Raw genomic sequence first — 18,606 nt, 5'->3', positions numbered from 1 at the left:
GATCCGGCCTTACTTTGCGCCTTTGCCCTTGGGTACCACGACCAGACGCTCGACGAGTGTCCGGATACCCGTCACGTCCTCTTTCAGCAGAAGCTGGACGCCGGCGCGCAACAGCTCAGACTTGGTGCAGATCCGTCCGGCCTTGGCCAGGGTCTCACGTAGCTGCTTGAGTTGGGTATGCTCGCTTTTCGGCATCGAAAAGGAATCCCTCACAACCTTCTCACGGCTGGCCTTCACCGGCTTGTCAGCCTTCACGGCCTTCTCTGCCTTGACGGGCTTCTCCGCCTTCTCGAGCTTGACGCTTTTCGGCGGCTTCTCGGCCTTGGCCGCTGGCGCAGGCTTGGGCGCAACCGCCTTGCTGCGCGCAGCAGGCGTGGCGGCGGCCTTCTTGACGGCCGGGGCAGTCACCTTCTCAGCGCCACCGGCAGGCTTGGATTCGGCAGCCGGCTTCGCAGGCTTCGGTGACACGGCAGGCTTGGCAGGCTTCGGTGAAGCTGCGGGCTTCGCAGCTTTCGGCGCGGTGGCCGGCTTCGCAGGCGTCTGCGCGGCGACAGCAACAGGCTCGGCAGCGATGGACGGCGCAACCGCCTCAACCGCCACCGGGTCAGCGGGTGCCGGGGTCGGGGCGCCCGCGGCGTCCTGAACCGGATCGGGCAAACGAGCCTCAAGGGCTTCGTTTTCTTTCTGCAGCGTGGAACGCAGGGCAGACTTGGTCTTGGTGTTCATCATTTCTCTCCTGTCAGTTTCAGTACTTCAACAACCAGTTTGTCCACTTCACGGGCGGCATCCGCCCCTCCGCGGCCTAGTTGGTAAACGGTTCCACCGATGACGGCACTCTGGGCGAAGGCATTTCGTTGGGACAAGGCAGCCCCCAGGACGGGCAAGGAAAAGTCTCGCATCACCTCGAGAACATCCCAGGCCAGATTCGTCCGTACCACACGGTTCGGCACCAGCGCGGCGCGCAGCCCCTTGCGACTGGCCTGAACCTGAAGGATCAGGCGCTCAACGCCTTTCGTCGACCATAGGTCCGCCGGGCTGGGCACCACAGGCACCAAAGCCACGTCGGCCTCCTGCAGGGCGGCAACGGTAGCCGGGTGCTCGATGGAAGGCGGACAGTCGAGCAGCACAATGCCCCCCTCCCGGACGATCTTACGCAAGCATCCTCCGAGCCCATCAATGGCCGTACCAAGCTGGATCACCGTTGCCGGGAAGGGCGTACCCTCTGGCGCCGCGTGGGACCACCGCAAGGCTGTCTCCTGAGGATCGAGATCGATCACAACCACCCTCAGCCCCTTGCGCACCAAACCACCAGCCAGTTGCATGGTCAGTGTGGACTTCCCGGCACCGCCCTTCTGGGACAGCACAGTCACAACCTTGGCTCTTCCCACAACGCCTCCAATAGGTAATACCGTATTATTTTACTAAAACCTGCGCGCAACACAAGCTATCGCAAGGGGCTGAGCGGATAGCGGACGGCACGGAGAAGAAAATACAGGTGAAACACAAGGCAGGGGATGGAGAACCTGCCCCCGGCACCCACATAGCAAAACGCCCCGGCGAGAGGCCGAGGCGCAAGGAAAAACCAAAACCAGCGAAGCGAGCTCAACGCATGAAATCGCTACCGAAGGAAGCTCGCCGGGGACGTGACTGAATGACGATTCGTCTTGGGCCCGAGGGAGCAGGACGGAGATTGCTGCCGTCACACTCCCTGAGGCCACGACTTCCAAGACGTAGGCATTGGACTTTCTCACAACCGCAATCTGCCGACATATCTGCCGGCTCACCCTCTTCCATGTGATCTATCCGCAGCAGTTCGAGAAAGCGAACGGCCGAGTCCCGACACCCAAAAACAGTGAGCCTGCCATCATTGGCACAAAGCCATCGGTCATCCACGGTAATACCCACACAGCATTCCCGCCCGCCGTTCAGCGCATGCAGACGCACCTGGGTTTGCCCCAGGCGCCAGAGCGGTGCAACAGCGAGTTCAAGCCAGGTCGCATTGCGTCCCTTGAGTTCCATTTGTCCCCTCCATTATTTTTTTGACGTGTCTGCAGGAAACAGCATAATCCGGGCATTTTCCGCGACACTTTGTTTATTATCGACCAATAAACCCACGATTGGGAGAGGGCCATTCCCGGAAGCAGATCAGGGAAAACCCGGACGCAAGACACCTTCCCATCGGCCCGAACGCATTTCAACCGGAGAAAAACACCAATGAAAATCGAGACACTGGCAGTACACGGCGGCTACAGCCCGGACCCGACCACCAAGGCCGTGGCCGTTCCCATCTACCAGACCACCTCCTATGCCTTCGACGACACCCAGCACGGAGCCGACCTGTTCGACCTGAAGGTGGCGGGCAACATCTACACTCGCATCATGAACCCCACCCAAGCGGTGCTCGAAGCCCGGGTGGCAGCCATGGAAGGCGGTATTGCCGGCCTGGCCCTGGCCTCCGGCATGGCCGCCATCACCTACTCGATCCAGACCATCGCGGAAGCCGGCGACAACATCGTCTCCGCCTCCACGCTCTACGGCGGCACCTACAACCTGTTCGCCCACACCCTGCCGCAGATCGGCATCAACGTGCGCTTTGCCGACCACCGCGACCCGGCCTCCTTCGCCCCGCTGATCGACGCCCGCACCAAGGCCATCTTCTGCGAATCGGTTGGCAACCCGCTGGGCAACATCACCGATTTCGAAGCGCTGGCGGCCATCGCCCACGCCCACGGCATTCCGCTGATTGTGGACAACACCGTGCCCTCGCCCTACCTGTGCCGCCCCATCGAGCACGGCGCCGACATCGTGGTGCATTCGCTCACCAAGTACATCGGCGGCCATGGCACCTCCATCGGCGGCATCATCGTCGATAGCGGCAAATTCCCCTGGGCCGAGCACAAGGAGCGCTTCCGCCGCCTGAACGAGCCGGACGTCTCCTACCACGGCGTGGTCTACACCGAAGCCCTCGGCCCCGCGGCCTACATCGCCCGCGCCCGTGTCGTCCCCCTGCGCAACATGGGCGCCGCCATCAGCCCCTTCAACGCCTTCCTGATCCTGCAGGGCGTCGAAACGCTGGCCCTGCGCATGGACCGGATCTGCGAAAGTACGCTGAAGGTGGCCGAGTTCCTGAAGGGGCACGCCAAGGTCGCGTGGGTCAACTACGCCGGCCTGCCCGACCATCCCGACCACGCGCTGGTGCAGAAGTACATGGGCGGCCGCGCCTCCGGCATCCTCAACTTCGGCGTGAAGAGCGCCGATGGCAACGGCCAGGCGGCCGGCGGCCGCTTCCAGGACGCACTCAAGCTGGTGACCCGCCTCGTGAACATCGGTGACAGCAAGAGCCTGGCCTGCCACCCGGCGTCCACCACCCACCGCCAGCTCTCGCCGGAAGAGATGAAGAAGGCCGGTGTGTCGGAAGACATGGTGCGCCTGTCCATCGGCATCGAGCACATTGACGACATCCTGGCCGACCTGGACCAGGCCCTAGCGGCCGTCTGATCGCCCCTGCACCACCAAAGAAAAACGCCGGATCTCAAATCCGGCGTTTTTCATTTCAGACCACCATCAGGAATCAGGCCGTGCAGCCCACCGCATCTTCCGCGGCAACGGGCTCGACATGGACGCCAGCGCGATTCGCCGCGCTAATGATCGCCCGCACCGACGCCGTCACGGTGTTGCGATGCATGCCCGCACCGAAGCGGCTGCCCGCCATGCCGTCCATGGCCACCTCGACGATGCACATGGCCGCCGCATCAGCCCCCTCGCCCATCGAGCGCTCCTCGAAGCTCTGCACACGGATCGGCACGCCGATAGCCGCCACCGCCGCCTCCACCGGGCCATTGCCTTCGCCGACGAACTCCACAGTGCGTCCCTTCACCTCGGCCTCGATGCGGATGCCCTGGCGGCTGCCGGCCTCGAAGAGGTGATGGGTGACGTAACGGATCGGCGCATCGGCCTCAAGGTATTCACGACCGAAAAGGGTCCACAACTGATGGGCATCCACTTCCTGGCCGGTCTCGTCGGTGAGCCGCTGCACCGCGGCACTGAACTCCACCTGCATCCGCCGTGGCATCACGAGGCCGTAGTGGGCCTGGAGCAAATGGGCTACACCCCCCTTGCCCGACTGGCTGTTCACGCGGATCACCGAGTCGTAGGTACGCCCCACGTCGAGGGGATCGATGGGCATGTAGGGCACCGCCCACGGGGCGTCGGTACGCTGCACCTCGAAGCCCTTCTTGATGGCATCCTGGTGAGAGCCCGAGAAAGCCGTGAACACGAGATCGCCCACATACGGGTGACGCGGATGGATGGGCAACTGGGTGCACTCCTCCGCCACCCGGGCCACATCGTTGATGTCGGAGAAATCAAGGCCCGGATGAATGCCCTGGGTGTAGATGTTCAAGGCAAGGGTCACGATGTCCACGTTGCCGGTTCGCTCACCGTTACCGAAGAGACAGCCCTCGACCCGGTCAGCACCCGCAAGCATGCCAAGCTCTGCCGCAGCCACAGCCGTGCCCCGGTCATTGTGGGGGTGAAGGCTGAGGACGATCTGCTCGCGCCGGGCAAGGTTGCGGTTCATCCACTCGATCTGGTCTGCGTAAACGTTCGGGCCGGCAACCTCAACGGTGGAAGGGAGGTTGATGATGACCTTCTCGCCCGGCTGCGGATCCCAGGCGGCCACCACGGCATCACACACCTCCTTGGCGAAGGCGAGTTCGGTGGCGGTGAAGGTCTCCGGACTGTACTCGAGGATGAACTCGGTCTCCGGCTGCTCGGCGGCGAGCTGCTTGACGAGAGTCACGCTATCCACGGCAAGCGCCTTGACCTCGTCCTTGCTCATGCCAAACACCGTCTCGCGGAAGACCGGCGAGGTGGCGTTGTAGATATGGACGATGGCGCGACGGGCCCCCTTGAGGGACTCCATGGTGCGGCGGATGAGGTGCTCGCGAGCCTGGCTGAGGACTTCGATGGTCACATCATCGGGAACCTCGTTCTCCTCGATGAGCTTGCGCACAAAGTCGAAGTCGGTCTGGGACGCCGAAGGGAAGGCCACTTCGATTTCCTTGAAACCGATGGCCACGAGCTTGCGGAACATCTGCAACTTGCGAGCGGGGTTCATGGGCTCGAAGAGCGCCTGATTGCCGTCGCGAAGATCGGTACTCATCCAGATCGGCGGATGGGTGATCGTGCGGCTGGGCCACTGGCGGTCGGTGAGGGCGACCGGAGGGAAGGCGGAATACTTGGTGTTCGGGTTCTTCAACATGATGATCTTGTCCTTTGCTTTCGTCGGAAACGGTTCGGGTGTTCGGATGCGGACGCGGGGCTGCCAGACTGCCGCGGGCTCGTGGCCTGGCAACCGGGACGCAGTCGTAGGGACGGCAGGACAGGGTTCAGCGTGAACATGGTGAGGCTCCGTGGAGGGCGCGTTCAATGACGCATTTCGCCGGCAAGGGCGACGTTTACGACAACAGGAAGGGGAATAGATGTGTGCCCGTCAGGGCAGCAGCAGACCCAGCCCGGGGAGGGCCAGTAGGGAGAGAAGCGTGGTCTGTTGCCTGGAGGTCATGGACGGAAATTAGCAGCTTGGCGACACCGCGTCAAACAATTGACGCGATACTCATCCGCTATGCAACGTTACAGCCGATGATCTGGTAGCCCGGCCCCCCCGCCAGCACACGTCCGGGCTCCAACTTGACCATGCGCGGGCCAAGCCGGGCAAAGACCTGCCCTTCGGAACGCATGAAACCCGGCTCGCATACGACCCTGACGCCACGTCCGCGCACCACCGGATCGCACAGGATGCCGCTCCAGCTACGGCTACCATCATCAAGAACAACCTGCTGCGGATCACTGGAAATGGTCTGCAGGCCTACGGCCGCACCGGTGTGGTCGCTGAAGCGAACCCGGCGCACCAGCGCAAGAATCCAGCGCCCGGTCTCACCGACGTGGGCGCCCACCAGCGCCCCCACCCGGCATACTTCCGGGTCCATCATTGAAGAGGCGACACCAAAGCCGTTTCGACTCGCATCCATCAGCGACCACGCCGCGGCCGGCCGAAGCTGCGCCTCTCCCGACAGCAATGACCGGATGAAGCCCAGCCCCGTTGCGAGCGCCAGTTGCCCTTGTACGGCATGCCGCCGGTATTGGCGCATCGGCGGCTGGGGCCCCCATTGCCGTGACAGGTGGCGAATGGTGGCCGTCACGGACGGCAGGCTCAAGCCCGCAAATGCAGGTGCACTGGCGGCCTCCACGAGGGTTTGTTGCAGCTCGTCGAGCATCGATACCGCATCGGCTGGACGGAAGAAACGCAAGGCCGCTGAAGGGGCTTCGGGCACGCTCAGGCAACGCCGCGGAGGCCCAAGGGTGTCCAGATCAATGGCGAACAAGCCGCCCTGGACCGGTACGCTACTCAGCTCGAGCGAGTGCTGCAGGTACCGAACAAGCTTGTCGGTGGCCTCAATACGCTCCGGAGACAACTGATCGAGGCTGGCGCACTGCAAGGCCACAAGACGGACGAATTCGCGGCCGATGGTCGAACGCGTCTCCCTGCCCTCACGGATGGCGACGGGCGTATTGAGCTCTCCAGTGGCACTGGCCGAACGAAAGGCACCGCCCGCACGCAGCCATACCTCCGGCGCCAGGCCCTGATAGTCGAAGGCCGCCCATTTCATTTCCCCGGCGGCACTGCGCACCGAACGCAGCAGGATCTCCGTTCGCAGCGCGCCCCCCGGGGCAAGCGCCGCATCACCATGCAAGCTCGCGAGCACGAGATCATATGCTCGCCCGAGGCTGGCGTGGAAATCCCGGCCCAGCGCCTTGTAACGCACACTCCGGGACCCGAAGGCATTTGAAAGATATAGACCGGCCGCCTGACGCAACTGGGGCTGGGCAGCCTCATCCAGGGTGACCACCAGCCGGGCAAGCTCGGAAACGGGCAACTCGGCTTCGTAGTGGAAGGAGTCCAGCCACCGGATGAGCTCAACGATGGCCGTGGGCGCCGCGTTGGTGGCAATGTCGGTGAGGGTTTGCGCGAGCGCGTCAGGATGCAGGAGCGGATGCGCATTCTGAACCACCGAGCCACCCCCCATATCGAACCCTGCGCCTCCACGACAGCGTGACTGAAACGTATTTTTACGCGTGCCGATGGTAGCACAAAGGAACATCGGCAACTTCGGGCAGCCGAGCGGCGACACACGCCGGACACAAACTGCGTCACATGCCGCCGGACGCTTCCCGGCCGCCGATCGGGTAAACTGATGGCTTTTGCCGACAAGCCCCATGCGACAGTACCTCGAACTCATGCGCCACGTGGCGGAACGCGGCCACCGCAAGGATGATCGCACCGGCACCGGCACGCTCTCGGTCTTCGGCTGGCAGATGCGCTTCGATCTCGCCGAGGGCTTTCCGCTGCTCACCACCAAGAAACTCCACACCCGCTCGATCATTCACGAACTGCTGTGGTTTCTGCGTGGAGAGACCAACATCAAGTACCTCAAGGACAACAAGGTGTCGATCTGGGACGAGTGGGCCGATCAGAACGGCGAGCTCGGCCCGGTGTACGGCAAGCAGTGGCGCCGCTGGGAAACCGCGGACGGGCGCAGCATTGACCAGATCGCCCAGCTCATCGAGGCTCTCAAGAAGAACCCGGACTCCCGCCGCCACATCGTGTCGGCCTGGAACCCGGGTGAAATCGAGGGCATGGCCCTGCCACCCTGCCACGCCCTGTTCCAGTTCTACGTGGCCGGGGGCAAGCTGTCGTGCCAGCTTTACCAGCGTAGTGCCGACATCTTCCTGGGTGTGCCGTTCAACATCGCATCCTACGCACTGTTCACCATGATGGTGGCCCAGGTGTGCGGCTATGAGCCGGGCGATTTCGTATGGACCGGCGGCGATTGCCATCTGTACGTGAATCACCTGGAGCAGACGCAACTGCAGTTGTCCCGCGAGCCCCGCGCCCTGCCAACAATGCGCATCAACCCCGACGTGAAAGACATCTTCGCCTTCACCATCGACGACTTCACCCTCGAAGGCTACGACCCGCACCCCCACATCTCCGCTCCGGTGGCCGTATGAGCAGGCCCGTGCTGGCCCTGATCGCCGCCTGCGGGCGGGGCCGCGTGATCGGCATCGATAACCGCCTGCCCTGGCACCTTCCGGAAGACATGAAGTTCTTCCGAGAGACCACTCGCGGCAAGCCGGTGATCATGGGGCGCAAGACCTGGGAATCCCTGCCGGAGGCCTTCCGGCCGCTGCCGGGCCGGCTCAACATCGTGGTCAGCCGCAATGCTGGTTTTCGGGCAACGGGCGGAACCGTCGTTGGTAGCCTGCCGGAGGCACTGAGCGCTGCAGGTGATGCGGATATCGCCTATGTGATCGGTGGTGCCGAGCTGTATCGTCAGGCCCTGCCTCTGGCCGACCGCCTGATCCTCACCGAGATCGATCAGGACTACCCGGGCGACGCGTTCTTCCCGGCCTTCAGCCCGGAAGAGTGGGCTGAAGCCAGCCGCCTTCCCCAGCAGTCTGCCACCGGCCTGCCCTTCGCCTTCGTCACCTACGAACGGCGGCGCTGAAGCCCGGCAGGCATCCAACAAAAAACGCCGCAGATCTGCGGCGTTTTTTGTTGTCGCATGCGCATCGGTACGCTTCAGTCCTTCACGCAATCCACGAAGTAGTGGATGCGGCCATCACGGGCTTCCTTCACCAGGCCATGCACGTCGGTCTCGAAACCCGGGAAGCGCTCGTTGAACTCGCGGGCAAACTGCAGGTAACGCACCACGGTACGGTTGAAACGCTCACCCGGAATCAGCAGCGGGATGCCCGGCGGATAGGGCGTCAGCAGTACGCTGGTGACTCGTCCTTCCAGCTCATCGATGGACACCCGGTCGATCTTGCGGTGAGCCATCTTGGCGAAGGCATCCGCCGGTTTCATGGCCGGGATCATGTCGGACAGGTACATCTCGGTGGTCAGGCGCGCCACGTCGTTGGCGCGATACACCGCGTGGATGTCACGACAGAGGTCACGCAGGCCCACCCGCTCGTAGCGCGGGTTCTTCTGGACGAACTCGGGCAGCACCTTCCACAGGGGCTGGTTCTTGTCGTAGTCGTCCTTGAACTGCTGCAGCTCTGTCACCATGCTGTTCCAGCGGCCCTTGGTGATGCCGATGGTGAACATGATGAAGAAGCTGTACAGGCCGCATTTCTCGACGATCACGCCGTGCTCGGCCAGGTACTTGGTGACGATGGCGGCGGGGATGCCCCGCTCGGCAAACTCACCATCCACGTCCAGGCCCGGGGTGATGATGGTGGCCTTGATCGGGTCGAGCATGTTGAAGCCTTCGGCCAGATTGCCGAAACCATGCCAGCGCTCGCCGGGCTTGAGCATCCAGGCGTCACGCTCCTCTATGCCTTCTTCGGACAGATCGTCCGGGCCCCACACCTTGAACCACCAGTCGGCCCCCCACTCCTCGTCCACCTTGCGCATGGCACGCCGGAAATCCAGGGCTTCGGCAATGGATTCCTCCACCAGCGCCGTGCCGCCGGGCTCCTCCATCATCGCCGCCGCCACGTCGCAGGACGCAATGATCGCGTACTGAGGGCTGGTGGAGGTGTGCATGAGGTAGGCCTCGTTGAACACGTCCCGGTCGAGGCGTTGCTGTTCAGCGTCCTGCACCAGGATCTGCGAAGCCTGGGACAGCCCGGCCAGCAGCTTGTGAGTGGACTGAGTCGAGAAGATCATCGACTCCTTGCAGCGCGGGCGGTCGGCGCCGATGGCGTGGTAGTCGCCATAGAAATCGTGGAAGGCTGCGTGGGGCAGCCAGGCTTCATCAAAGTGCAGAGTGTCGATCTTGCCGTCCAGCTCGTCCTTGATGGCCTCAACGTTATAGAGCACGCCGTCGTAGGTGGACTGGGTGATGGTCAACACCCGCGGCTTGGCGGTCTTGTCGGAGATGAAGGGGTTGGCGGCTATCTTGCGCTGGATGCTCTCCCAGTCGAATTCGCTGCGGGGGATCGGGCCGATGATGCCGAAGTTGTTGCGGGTCGGCATCAGGAAGACCGGGATCGCGCCGGTCATCATGATCGCGTGGAGCACCGACTTATGACAGTTGCGGTCCACCACCACGATGTCGCCCGGTGCCACGGTGGAGTGCCAGACGATCTTGTTGGACGTGGACGTGCCGTTGGTGACGAAGTACAAGTGATCGCAGTTGAAGATGCGCGCCGCGTTGCGCTCGGAAGCCGCCACCGGGCCGGTGTGGTCGAGCAGCTGGCCGAGCTCCTCGACCGCATTGCAGACGTCAGCACGCAGCATGTTCTCGCCGAAAAACTGGTGGAACATCTGGCCGACCGGGCTTTTCAGGAAAGCAACGCCGCCCGAATGGCCCGGGCAATGCCACGAATAGGAGCCGTCCGAGGCGTAATGGGTCAGCGCCCGGAAGAAGGGCGGCGGCAGGGATTCAAGGTAGGCCTTGGCCTCACGCACCACGTTGCGGGCGATGAACTCAGGCGTGTCTTCATACATGTGAATGAAACCATGTAGCTCACGCAGCACATCATTCGGAATGTGGCGGGAAGTGCGGGTCTCACCGTGCAGGAAGATGGGGATGTCGGCATTGCGAGCCCGGATCTCGCTGACGAAGGCGCGCAGGTCGGCGATGGCCTTGGCGGCAGCCTCGGGCGACGAGAACTCCTCGTCGTCGATGGACAGGATGAAAGCGGAGCCACGGCTCTGCTGCTGGGCAAAAGAGGCCATGTCACCATAGCTGGTCACCCCCAGCACCTGGAGGCCCTCCTTCTCGATGGCTTCAGCCAGGGCACGGATGCCCAGCCCCGACGTGTTTTCCGAACGGAAGTCCTCGTCGATGACGATGACCGGAAAATTGAAGCGCATGCTCGACTCCTCGATGCCCGATGTTCAGTGCGGGCGGATCAACAAAAAGCTTTGGGCGGACCTGCGTGGCTGCGCACGGTCCGCCCGTCATTCAAACTGTAGCTGACAAGTATTTCAGATTTTCGGCAGGGTTACGCCAGTCTGCCCCAGATATTTGCCACCCCGGTCCTTGTATGAGGTAGCGCACACCTCGTCGGACTCAAAGAACAGCATCTGGGCGACGCCCTCGTTGGCGTAGATCTTTGCCGGCAGTGGCGTGGTGTTTGAAAACTCCAGCGTCACATGGCCTTCCCACTCGGGCTCGAGGGGGGTGACATTGACGATGATGCCGCAACGCGCATACGTCGACTTGCCCAAGCATACGGTCAGCACACTGCGCGGGATGCGGAAGTACTCCACGGTGCGGGCCAGGGCGAAGGAGTTCGGCGGGATGATGCAAACATCGCCGACGAAGTCGACGAAATTGCGCTCGTCGAAGTTCTTCGGATCCACGATGGTGGAGTTGATGTTGGTGAAGATTTTGAACTCGTTGGCCACCCGCACGTCGTAGCCGTAGCTCGACGTACCGTAGGAAACAATCTTGCCGCCCTCGTTCTGGCGCACCAGTTCGGGGGCAAAGGGTTCGATCATTCGCGCGTCGCCTTCCGACATGCGGCGAATCCAGTGGTCCGATTTGATGCTCATGCTGGGCCTCGATTGCGAAAGGGGAGCATTCTACCCAAGGACGGAGCCTGGCGTGTAAGCTAAGACTGCCAAAGACGTCCGCTGCCAACCCACTGCGCGAAGGGCTTCGTGCAGCCAATCACCGAGGTGAGCACAAGATCCGGCGTGCGCCAAGGGCAAACCCGGGTCCCCGGCTGACATATCCGCATCAGGCTCCCATGCATCTACTGATCATCGAAGACGACCTCGATCTCGGCCGGGCGCTCCAGCACGCCCTCAAGGCGGAAGGAATCTCCAGCGAATGGCTGCGCCGGGCCGGAGACGCTCCCCGCGACCCAGCCGCCAGCCTGGCGGATGCGGCCCTCCTCGACCTGGGGCTGCCTGACGGCGAAGGCTTGGATCTGCTGGCCCGTTGGCGCCGTAACGGCGTGACCCTGCCCGTCGTCGTCATCACTGCCCGCAGCGCCCTTGAGGATCGTCTCGCCGGGCTCGACGGTGGGGCTGACGACTACGTGATCAAACCCTTCGCCATCGCCGAGCTGGTATCACGGCTCCACGCCGTACTGCGGCGCTCGGTGCGTCAGGCCAGCGAAGAATGGACTGTAGGCGATCTGCTCATTTCACCCCGCCGCCATGAAGTACGCGTGCAAGGCGAGGTCCTGCCCCTGTCGCCACGGGAGTTCCAGCTACTGCTAGAACTGGCGCGGGAGCCGGGCAAGGTACAGCCCAAGGCGCAACTGGCGCAACGCCTGCAGCCCCTGGGCGATCCGCTCGATTTTGGCGCCTTGGAAGTTCACCTGAGCAATCTTCGGCGCAAGATCGGTGCGGAACGCATCCACACCGTACGTGGCGTGGGCTACCGGCTGGAAGTCAGGGAATCTCCCCAAGCATGAGCCCGGAACGAAAGGCAAAGTGGCATCAGCCCAGTCTGGTGAGACGTATGGTGGTGGCAGTGGTGCTGGCCTTCGCCCTCGTGGCCATGGTTCTCATCACCAAGGACTACACCGACTTTCGGCACCTCCGCGACGAACAGGCCGCGCTGCAAAATGCCGCTGCTCAGATGGCCGATCTGCTGGCCACCAGCACCGACGCCACCACGGCTTCCCAACTGATGCAGACACTGGAGCGCCAGACCAATCGCTCCCGTCAGGACAGCCTGGGCGCGCCCCCCTTGTTGTTTGAGCTGCGCCGACAGGACGGTAGCCTGATCTACGCCAGCGAAGGCGCGCCCCCGCTTGGCGAAGCAACCGGCAAGCCGGTTCTGCAGCTTATCCAGGGCCATCCATACCATGTGGCACGAGCCGACAGGGGTTCATGGCAGATCGGCCTGGCCGAGCCCGAGCCGAGCGATGGCACGATCATCAGCTACCTGGGCCGGGAGCTGGCACCCTCGCTCCTGCTGGCCTTTCCATTCATACTGCTGCCCGTTTGGCTGGCGGTGCGTCAAGGCATCAAGCCCGTCCAGCAACTGGCCCATCACCTCACCGGGCGCGCACCGGACGATCTGTCCCCTCTGGGCGTTGATCTCAAGTATGCCGAGCTGCGCCCGGTGATCGACGCCTTCAATGCCCTGCTTCAGCGTCTGCACGACACCGTGCAGCGAGAGCGGGCCTTCGTACACGACGCCGCCCACGAACTGCGTACCCCCATGGCGGTGATTTCCGCCCAAGCCCATGTGCTGGCCCGCGCCGTCGAAGACACCGACCGACAACAGGCGGAAGCCGCAATGGATGCTGCCCTGGCACGCGCTTCCCATCTGTCCCAGCAACTGCTAGCCCTGGCTGCCCTGGATGAAGCCCGGCCACCCAAGCCCAAAGCCGTGGATGTCGCAGCCCTGAGTCAAAGCCTGCTGGCCCAGGCGGTGCCGGCTGCCCAGGAACGAGGCCAGGAGCTGTCTCTGGACGGGCCGGACAGCCTTGTCCTGGAACTGGAGCAGGCAGCCTTCCAGTCTGCGCTGCAAAACCTGCTGGACAATGCCCTACGCTACGGCGCCCGCGGTGGCCGCGTGGCGGTAAGTCTGTGCCTCGACGGCAACGAACTGCTGTTGTGCGTAGCCGATGACGGACCGGGCATCCCCACCGCTGAGCAGGCTCACATCTTCGAACGATTCGTGAGGGGTAGTGACCAGACCCAGCCAGGCACCGGGCTGGGTCTGGCCATTGTGCGGCAGGCAGCCCGACGACTGGGCGGCCACGTGAACCTGGGGCCCGGCCTGGATGGCCGTGGCGCAGGGTTTTATGTGCGGATTCCTGCTGCCACGCCAGACTTTGACGGCCGCCCTGAGCGCAACGCCCTTTGGTGCCTTTAGGGAAACACTGAACAAATCACCCTTCAGCTTGTCGCCTGCGGGCTCTTTCCCCGAATATCCTAGAAAGTGCCTCTTCAGTCATAAAACTCGATTTTCGAAGGCATTTACCCTCGCCCCCCTCCCTCAGGACGCACCTCGGCTATGGATTGCCGGCATGCGCCTGTTGGCAAGCACCAAATTGGCGAAGCCAAACAGCGAGAGCCGTTGCGCCTCGTTCTTCGCCAGCCCACGGTAGCGGGTCTTGCGATGGCGGAACAGGTTCTTGATCACATGAAAGGGATGCTCGACCTTCGCCCGGATGCTCGCCTTGAGTCTCTCGAACCGATCCTGCAGCCGGCCCAGTTCATCCGCTGGCAAGGCCTTGCGCACGCTACGCTTCATCGCCACAGCCATTCAACGGTCTTGCCCTGGTTCTCGGGACGTTTCTTGACGCCTTGGTAGCCCGCATCACCAAACACCGTGCGCTCCTGACCATGCAGCAGGGCGTGGGTTTGGCTCACGTCGCTGCTGTTGGCGGCCGTCGTGACCACGGTATGCACCAGGCCCGACTGGGCATCGACTCCGATGTGCGCCTTCATGCCGAAGTGCCGGTTGTTGCCCTTCTTCGTCTGGTGCATCTCCGGGTCGCGCGCCTTGGCTTTGTTCTTTGTCGAGGGCGGAGCCGCGATCAGTGTGACATCGACGATGGTCCCTTCACGCAGGATCAGGCGTTGATCGCCTCGCTGGTGAGCCAGCCTTTGGGGGTGTATCAGTTTTAAATCGGTGACCACTGAAAAAGCGTGTCAGTTTTCAGTCGGCATTGACAAACCACATACATACGCAGCATTCGCGACAGGCCAATCGGCGGACGCCCCCGGTCTTCGCCCTTGGGGTAGAACGGCTCGATCTCCAACTACAACGCCGCCCAAGGCGTGGCAGCGTGCATCCCGGCAAGAAAGCTGTCGCGCCGTTTCAGCTTCTTCTTGGCGGCGTACTCCAGGTGAGAAAAGCTCGATTGCATCGGTCAGGGGCTCGTGCGAGAGGGGGCGGGGAGATTACCTCGCGTGTGCTTGCAGGCCGGGGTGGGCGGGGAATAAAACAGTGGTTCCCTAAGTACTGCCGGCAGCCACGCTTCACAACGGCCTACCCACAGATTGACCTAGAGCTGAGCCGGTCGAATCGGGTCATCGACTTCGTGGATGAGGGCTTCGACATGGCCATCCGCCTCGGCGAGCCCCGCGACTCGCACCTTATCACCCATCGCCTCGAGGACGTCAGCGTAGGCATCCTCGCCACGCCGGACTACCTGGCCCGACACGGCACATCCCGCAACCTGACGGACCTAACCGTGCACGACTGCCTCAAGTTCATCCTTACCCACCAGCGGCCACCCGATGCCCTGGATCCTCCGCGATACCCGCAGACAGGACTTGGAGATGACCGTACCCAACCGCTTCCGCATCCTCGACGATGCGCGGGGCTGCATCAGCTAGGGCTTCGCCTACGGCGAGCTATTCCAGATCGACCATTTCATCGCCGCGCCACTCGTCGCCCGCGGCGATCTGGTTGAGGTGCCGCAGGACTTCGGCGGCGGCAGCCGCCCATTCTCCGTCCTCTACCCGCAGAACCGGCACCTGTCCGCACCGGTTTGTGCTTTCGTCGATTTCCTGCCCATCGAATTACGCACAACTCGCCCAAACCCCCTGTAGGGCGTGTCGGGTCGGCAGAAGCCAGCCGGATTTCCATGCGCAACAGGACGGTTCGCGGGCGAATTGATCATTTTCTGAATCGACCCTCCACCTCCCAGGCACGGAATTTAAGAAATAGAGAAGACCAGTGGGTTCGCAATGGATCCGTCGCATATCAGGGCATTTTCGCCGTCATAAAAATACCCATTGAAATCAATTCAGTAAAAACAAAATCCGGCCTCCTTCAATTCCTCTGGCAGACCTGGCACACCCATTGCACTGTCTTTCCCACGGCGTCGTCAGAACGCCCCACAGGAGACATACATGCAAAGGGACATCCCCGAGCCTGCGGGCTCATTCAATCCTTCACGCCGTCTTATCCGCGTACGCCAGTTACGCAGTGACGGCTTTGTCGAGTTCGACTTCGCCATTGGCGACGCCGAACTCTGCGTCGAACTCATCCTCCCGCGGGCGGCTTTCGAGACTTTCGCAAGCCAGCCCGGCATCGAGCGGATGAGTGAGGACGCCGCTGCCCGTGCCTTCCAGCGGCAGCAGTCCTACCTCTACGGTCCTGCCGAAGCACCGCTTTCCCACAGCAACACCTACAACAACCATCAGGAGACTTGAACCATGAGCGTCGAGATCCGGGTCGCCAGCATCGACCCGATACGCCAGACCTTTGCCCGCACGGCCCGCCGCTTCGGCGCCGACAAGCCCGCCAGCCGCTACCAGGAGGCCAGCTTCGACCTGCAGCCGCGGGACAACTTCCACTACCGCCCTGTGTGGGACCCTCAGCGCGACATCTACGACCGCGGCCGCACGGCCATCGTGATGGCGGACTGGGATGAGTTCCGCGACCCGCGCCAGTTCTATTACGCCACCTACGTCATCAACCGCGCCCGCATGCAGGAGAGCGCGGAGAAGAACTTCGAGTTCGTCGACAAGAACGGGCTGATGGCGGGCCTGCCGGCGACCACGCGCCAGGAGCTGGACAGCATCCTGCTGCCCCTGCGCCACGTGGAATGGGCGGCCAACCTCAACAACTGCTTCATCGCCGCCTACTGCTACGGCAGCCCGATGGCCCAGGGCGCCATGTACAACACCAACGACCGGCTGGGCATTGCCCAGTACCTGTCGCGCATCGGCCTGCTGATCGACGGCAACTCCGGCCAATCCCTGGCCGCCGCCAAGGAGAGCTGGCTCCACGACCCAGCCTGGCAGCCCCTGCGCCGCCTGCTGGAGCACTGCCTGGTGCAGAAGGACTGGTTCGAGGTCTTGGTCGCCCAGAACCTGGTGCTGGACGGCCTCATCCATCCCCTCCTCCACGCTCGCTTCCAGGCCCGGGCCGGAGAGGCCGGCAGCGCCATCCTCGGCATGCTCACCGACTTCATCCGCGAATGGTTCGCCGAGAACGTGAAGTGGGTGGATGCCTCCCTCAAAGTCGCCGCCGCTGAATCCGCCGACAACCGCCGCCTGCTGGCCGGCTGGGCGGCGTCCTGGACGGCGCGGGCCGCCGAGGCGCTGGCCCCCATCGCCGCACGCTTCAGCGACGGCAGCGGCGATGCTCACCTGGCCGCAGTACGCGCGGCCCTCGATGAACGGATCCGCAAGCTGGGCCTCGCCCAGGCCTGAGGAAAGAACCCATGAGCACAATCCAGAGCACCGTCTTCATGGCCCTCCAGACCAATGACGACACCCGCCCCATCATCGAAGCGCTGCAGCGCGACAACCCCCACGCAGTGGTCAACCGCCTGCCCGCCATGGTCAAGATCGACGCCCCGGGGCGACTGGTCCTCAAGCGCAGCACGGTGGAGGAGATCCTTGGCCAGGCCTGGGACCTCCAGGAGATCAACCTCAACCTGATCTCCCTGTCCGGCAACGTCGAGGAGACCGAGGACGAAATGATTCTGCAGTGGAACCGCTGACAAGGAGACACCCCATGAACACACCGAACACCGCCAAGCCCGCCGGCAAGAAGCTGAGCCTCAAGGAAAAATACGCCCTGATGACCCGCAACCTGGGCTGGGACACCACTTACGAGCCGATGGACAAGGTCTTCGACCAGCTCGGCCTCGAGGGCATCAAGATCCATGACTGGGACAAGTGGGAAGACCCCTTCCGCATGACCATGGACGCCTACTGGAAGTACCAGGCCGAGAAGGAGCGCAAACTCTACGCCGTGCTGGACGCCTTCCAGCAGAACAATGGGCACCTCAACATCTCCGACGCCCGCTACGTCAACACCCTCAAGCTCTTCTTCACCGGCATCACGCCGGCGGAGTACAACGCCCACCGCCTGTTCGCCATGCTCGGGCGGCAGTTTCCCGGCGCCGGCGCGGCGATCGCCTGTCAGATGCAGGCGGTGGACGAACTGCGCCACGTGCAGACCCAGATCCACAGCATCAGCCAGTACAACAAGTACTTCAACGGCCTGCACGACCACAGCGTGATGAACGACCGCCTGTGGTACCTGTCGGTGCCCAAGTCCTTCTTCGAGGATGCCATCTCCTCCGGGCCCTTCGAGCAGATCATCGCCATCTCCTTCGCGTTGGAGTACCTGCTCACCAACCTGGTGTTCATGCCCTTCATGTCCGGCGCCGCCTACAACGGCGACATGGCCACGGTGACCTTCGGCTTCTCATCCCAATCGGACGAGGCCCGCCACATGACCCTGGGCCTGGAGTGCATCAAGTTCGTGCTGGAGCAGGACCCGGGCAACGTGGAGATCATCCAGCGCTACCTCGACAAATGGTTCTGGCGCGGCTACAAGGTGCTGGGCCTGGTCTCGATGATGCTGGATTACATGCTGCCCAAGAAGGTCATGTCCTGGAAGGAAGCCTGGGAGATCTACTTCGTGCAGAACGGCGGCTCCCTGTTTAACGACCTCAGCCGCTACGGCCTGCGCATGCCCAAGTACTGGGAGCAGAGCGTCGCCGAGGCCGAACACCTGTCCCACCAGACCTGGAATGCCTTCTACAACTTCTCAGGCGCAACGGCCTTCCACGTGTGGCTGCCCTCCGACGAAGACATGGCCTGGCTGTCCGCCAAGTACCCCGACACCTTCGACCGCCTTTACCGCC

16 protein-coding genes and 2 pseudogenes are annotated in these 18,606 nt (G+C 63.0%); 10 read left to right on the top strand and 8 right to left on the bottom strand.

The genetic code is table 11. The annotated features are described in order from the left end of the window. Positions 1–9: 9 nt before the first annotated feature. Positions 10–729, bottom strand: a complete 720-nt coding sequence (locus J0L98_RS10770; protein ID WP_296411807.1) for a hypothetical protein — start codon at positions 727–729, stop codon at positions 10–12. After that, on the bottom strand, positions 726–1,388 hold the full coding sequence (locus J0L98_RS10765; protein ID WP_296411806.1) for an AAA family ATPase: 663 nt from the start codon (positions 1,386–1,388) through the stop codon (positions 726–728). Before J0L98_RS10765 ends, J0L98_RS10770 begins: the two co-directional genes overlap by 4 nt. Positions 1,389–2,214: 826 nt before the next feature. On the opposite strand from J0L98_RS10765, the gene J0L98_RS10760 reads away from it, so the two are divergent. Then, positions 2,215–3,498: an aminotransferase class I/II-fold pyridoxal phosphate-dependent enzyme gene (locus J0L98_RS10760; protein ID WP_296405579.1), complete on the top strand. Its 1,284-nt coding sequence runs from the start codon at positions 2,215–2,217 to the stop codon at positions 3,496–3,498. Positions 3,499–3,571: 73 nt separating this feature from the next. Here J0L98_RS10760 and leuA read toward each other — a convergent pair whose 3' ends face one another. Together leuA and J0L98_RS10750 are read right to left on the bottom strand one after the other, a co-directional pair. Continuing rightward, positions 3,572–5,263 (bottom strand): 2-isopropylmalate synthase, encoded by a 1,692-nt coding sequence (gene leuA, locus J0L98_RS10755; RefSeq protein ID WP_296411805.1) that lies wholly within the window; start codon positions 5,261–5,263, stop codon positions 3,572–3,574. 361 nt (positions 5,264–5,624) lie between these two features. Continuing rightward, positions 5,625–7,073, bottom strand: a complete 1,449-nt coding sequence (locus tag J0L98_RS10750) for a hypothetical protein (RefSeq protein WP_296411804.1) — start codon at positions 7,071–7,073, stop codon at positions 5,625–5,627. Between the two features lie 205 nt (positions 7,074–7,278). Between J0L98_RS10750 and J0L98_RS10745 the strand changes: the two genes are divergently transcribed. Both J0L98_RS10745 and J0L98_RS10740 read left to right on the top strand, forming a co-directional pair. Beyond that, positions 7,279–8,073: a thymidylate synthase gene (locus J0L98_RS10745; protein WP_296411803.1), complete on the top strand. Its 795-nt coding sequence runs from the start codon at positions 7,279–7,281 to the stop codon at positions 8,071–8,073. Further along, a complete protein-coding gene (locus J0L98_RS10740; RefSeq protein WP_296411802.1) occupies positions 8,070–8,570 on the top strand; it encodes a dihydrofolate reductase in 501 nt (166 codons plus the stop codon). The genes J0L98_RS10745 and J0L98_RS10740 overlap by 4 nt, the downstream gene beginning before the upstream one ends. 74 nt (positions 8,571–8,644) lie before the next feature. On the opposite strand, the gene J0L98_RS10735 is transcribed toward J0L98_RS10740, so the two are convergent. Both J0L98_RS10735 and dcd read right to left on the bottom strand, forming a co-directional pair. Further along, the gene (locus J0L98_RS10735; RefSeq protein WP_296411801.1) at positions 8,645–10,888 is read right to left on the bottom strand and encodes an arginine/lysine/ornithine decarboxylase; all 2,244 of its coding nucleotides are present in this window, start codon (positions 10,886–10,888) and stop codon (positions 8,645–8,647) included. 114 nt (positions 10,889–11,002) lie between these two features. Next, positions 11,003–11,572, bottom strand: a complete 570-nt coding sequence (dcd, locus tag J0L98_RS10730) for a dCTP deaminase (RefSeq protein WP_296411800.1) — start codon at positions 11,570–11,572, stop codon at positions 11,003–11,005. Positions 11,573–11,769: 197 nt separating this feature from the next. Between dcd and J0L98_RS10725 the strand changes: the two genes are divergently transcribed. Continuing rightward, positions 11,770–12,444, top strand: a complete 675-nt coding sequence (locus J0L98_RS10725; protein WP_296411799.1) for a response regulator — start codon at positions 11,770–11,772, stop codon at positions 12,442–12,444. Further along, positions 12,441–13,859, top strand: coding sequence for an ATP-binding protein (locus tag J0L98_RS10720; RefSeq protein WP_296411798.1), 1,419 nt, complete (start codon positions 12,441–12,443; stop codon positions 13,857–13,859). The genes J0L98_RS10725 and J0L98_RS10720 overlap by 4 nt, the downstream gene beginning before the upstream one ends. Before the next feature lie 123 nt (positions 13,860–13,982). Here the strand turns inward: J0L98_RS10720 and J0L98_RS10715 are convergent. Continuing rightward, a pseudogene (locus J0L98_RS10715) lies at positions 13,983–14,859 on the bottom strand (IS5 family transposase). On the opposite strand from J0L98_RS10715, the pseudogene J0L98_RS21595 reads away from it, so the two are divergent. Next, positions 14,779–15,147, top strand: a pseudogene (locus tag J0L98_RS21595) (LysR substrate-binding domain-containing protein); the annotation flags it as partial. The pseudogenes J0L98_RS10715 and J0L98_RS21595 overlap by 81 nt on opposite strands. Positions 15,148–15,349: 202 nt before the next feature. On the opposite strand, the gene J0L98_RS10705 reads toward J0L98_RS21595, so the two are convergent. Then, on the bottom strand, positions 15,350–15,472 hold the full coding sequence (locus tag J0L98_RS10705; protein ID WP_296411796.1) for a hypothetical protein: 123 nt from the start codon (positions 15,470–15,472) through the stop codon (positions 15,350–15,352). 378 nt (positions 15,473–15,850) lie between these two features. Between J0L98_RS10705 and J0L98_RS10700 the strand changes: the two genes are divergently transcribed. The 4 genes from J0L98_RS10700 to J0L98_RS10685 all read left to right on the top strand — a co-directional run. Continuing rightward, on the top strand, positions 15,851–16,153 hold the full coding sequence (locus tag J0L98_RS10700; RefSeq protein WP_296411795.1) for a phenol hydroxylase subunit: 303 nt from the start codon (positions 15,851–15,853) through the stop codon (positions 16,151–16,153). A 3-nt stretch (positions 16,154–16,156) separates the two neighbouring features. Then, positions 16,157–17,158, top strand: a complete 1,002-nt coding sequence (locus J0L98_RS10695) for an aromatic/alkene monooxygenase hydroxylase subunit beta (RefSeq protein ID WP_296411794.1) — start codon at positions 16,157–16,159, stop codon at positions 17,156–17,158. Positions 17,159–17,169: 11 nt separating this feature from the next. Beyond that, positions 17,170–17,451, top strand: coding sequence for an MmoB/DmpM family protein (locus tag J0L98_RS10690; RefSeq protein ID WP_296411793.1), 282 nt, complete (start codon positions 17,170–17,172; stop codon positions 17,449–17,451). 14 nt (positions 17,452–17,465) lie between these two features. Next, positions 17,466–18,606, top strand: a 1,141-nt coding sequence (locus J0L98_RS10685; protein WP_296411792.1) for a phenol 2-monooxygenase, incomplete at its 3' end; no start/stop codon positions are given.

Source organism: Zoogloea sp., assembly GCF_017302315.1.
Lineage (GTDB): Bacteria > Pseudomonadota > Gammaproteobacteria > Burkholderiales > Rhodocyclaceae > Zoogloea.
Note: the sequence above shows the minus strand (reverse complement) of the source record. Positions and strands in the feature narration are given on the sequence as shown.

Bases quoted from the DNA above. Each gene is read 5' to 3' on its own strand.
- J0L98_RS10770 (WP_296411807.1), bottom strand. From the start codon at position 729: ATGATGAACACCAAGACCAAGTCTGCCCTGCGTTCCACGCTGCAGAAA.
- J0L98_RS10760 (WP_296405579.1), top strand. From the start codon at position 2,215: ATGAAAATCGAGACACTGGCAGTACACGGCGGCTACAGCCCGGACCCG.
- leuA (WP_296411805.1), bottom strand. From the start codon at position 5,263: ATGTTGAAGAACCCGAACACCAAGTATTCCGCCTTCCCTCCGGTCGCC.
- J0L98_RS10745 (WP_296411803.1), top strand. From the start codon at position 7,279: ATGCGACAGTACCTCGAACTCATGCGCCACGTGGCGGAACGCGGCCAC.
- J0L98_RS10740 (WP_296411802.1), top strand. From the start codon at position 8,070: ATGAGCAGGCCCGTGCTGGCCCTGATCGCCGCCTGCGGGCGGGGCCGC.
- J0L98_RS10735 (WP_296411801.1), bottom strand. From the start codon at position 10,888: ATGCGCTTCAATTTTCCGGTCATCGTCATCGACGAGGACTTCCGTTCG.
- dcd (WP_296411800.1), bottom strand. From the start codon at position 11,572: ATGAGCATCAAATCGGACCACTGGATTCGCCGCATGTCGGAAGGCGAC.
- J0L98_RS10725 (WP_296411799.1), top strand. From the start codon at position 11,770: ATGCATCTACTGATCATCGAAGACGACCTCGATCTCGGCCGGGCGCTC.
- J0L98_RS10720 (WP_296411798.1), top strand. From the start codon at position 12,441: ATGAGCCCGGAACGAAAGGCAAAGTGGCATCAGCCCAGTCTGGTGAGA.
- J0L98_RS10700 (WP_296411795.1), top strand. From the start codon at position 15,851: ATGCAAAGGGACATCCCCGAGCCTGCGGGCTCATTCAATCCTTCACGC.
- J0L98_RS10695 (WP_296411794.1), top strand. From the start codon at position 16,157: ATGAGCGTCGAGATCCGGGTCGCCAGCATCGACCCGATACGCCAGACC.
- J0L98_RS10690 (WP_296411793.1), top strand. From the start codon at position 17,170: ATGAGCACAATCCAGAGCACCGTCTTCATGGCCCTCCAGACCAATGAC.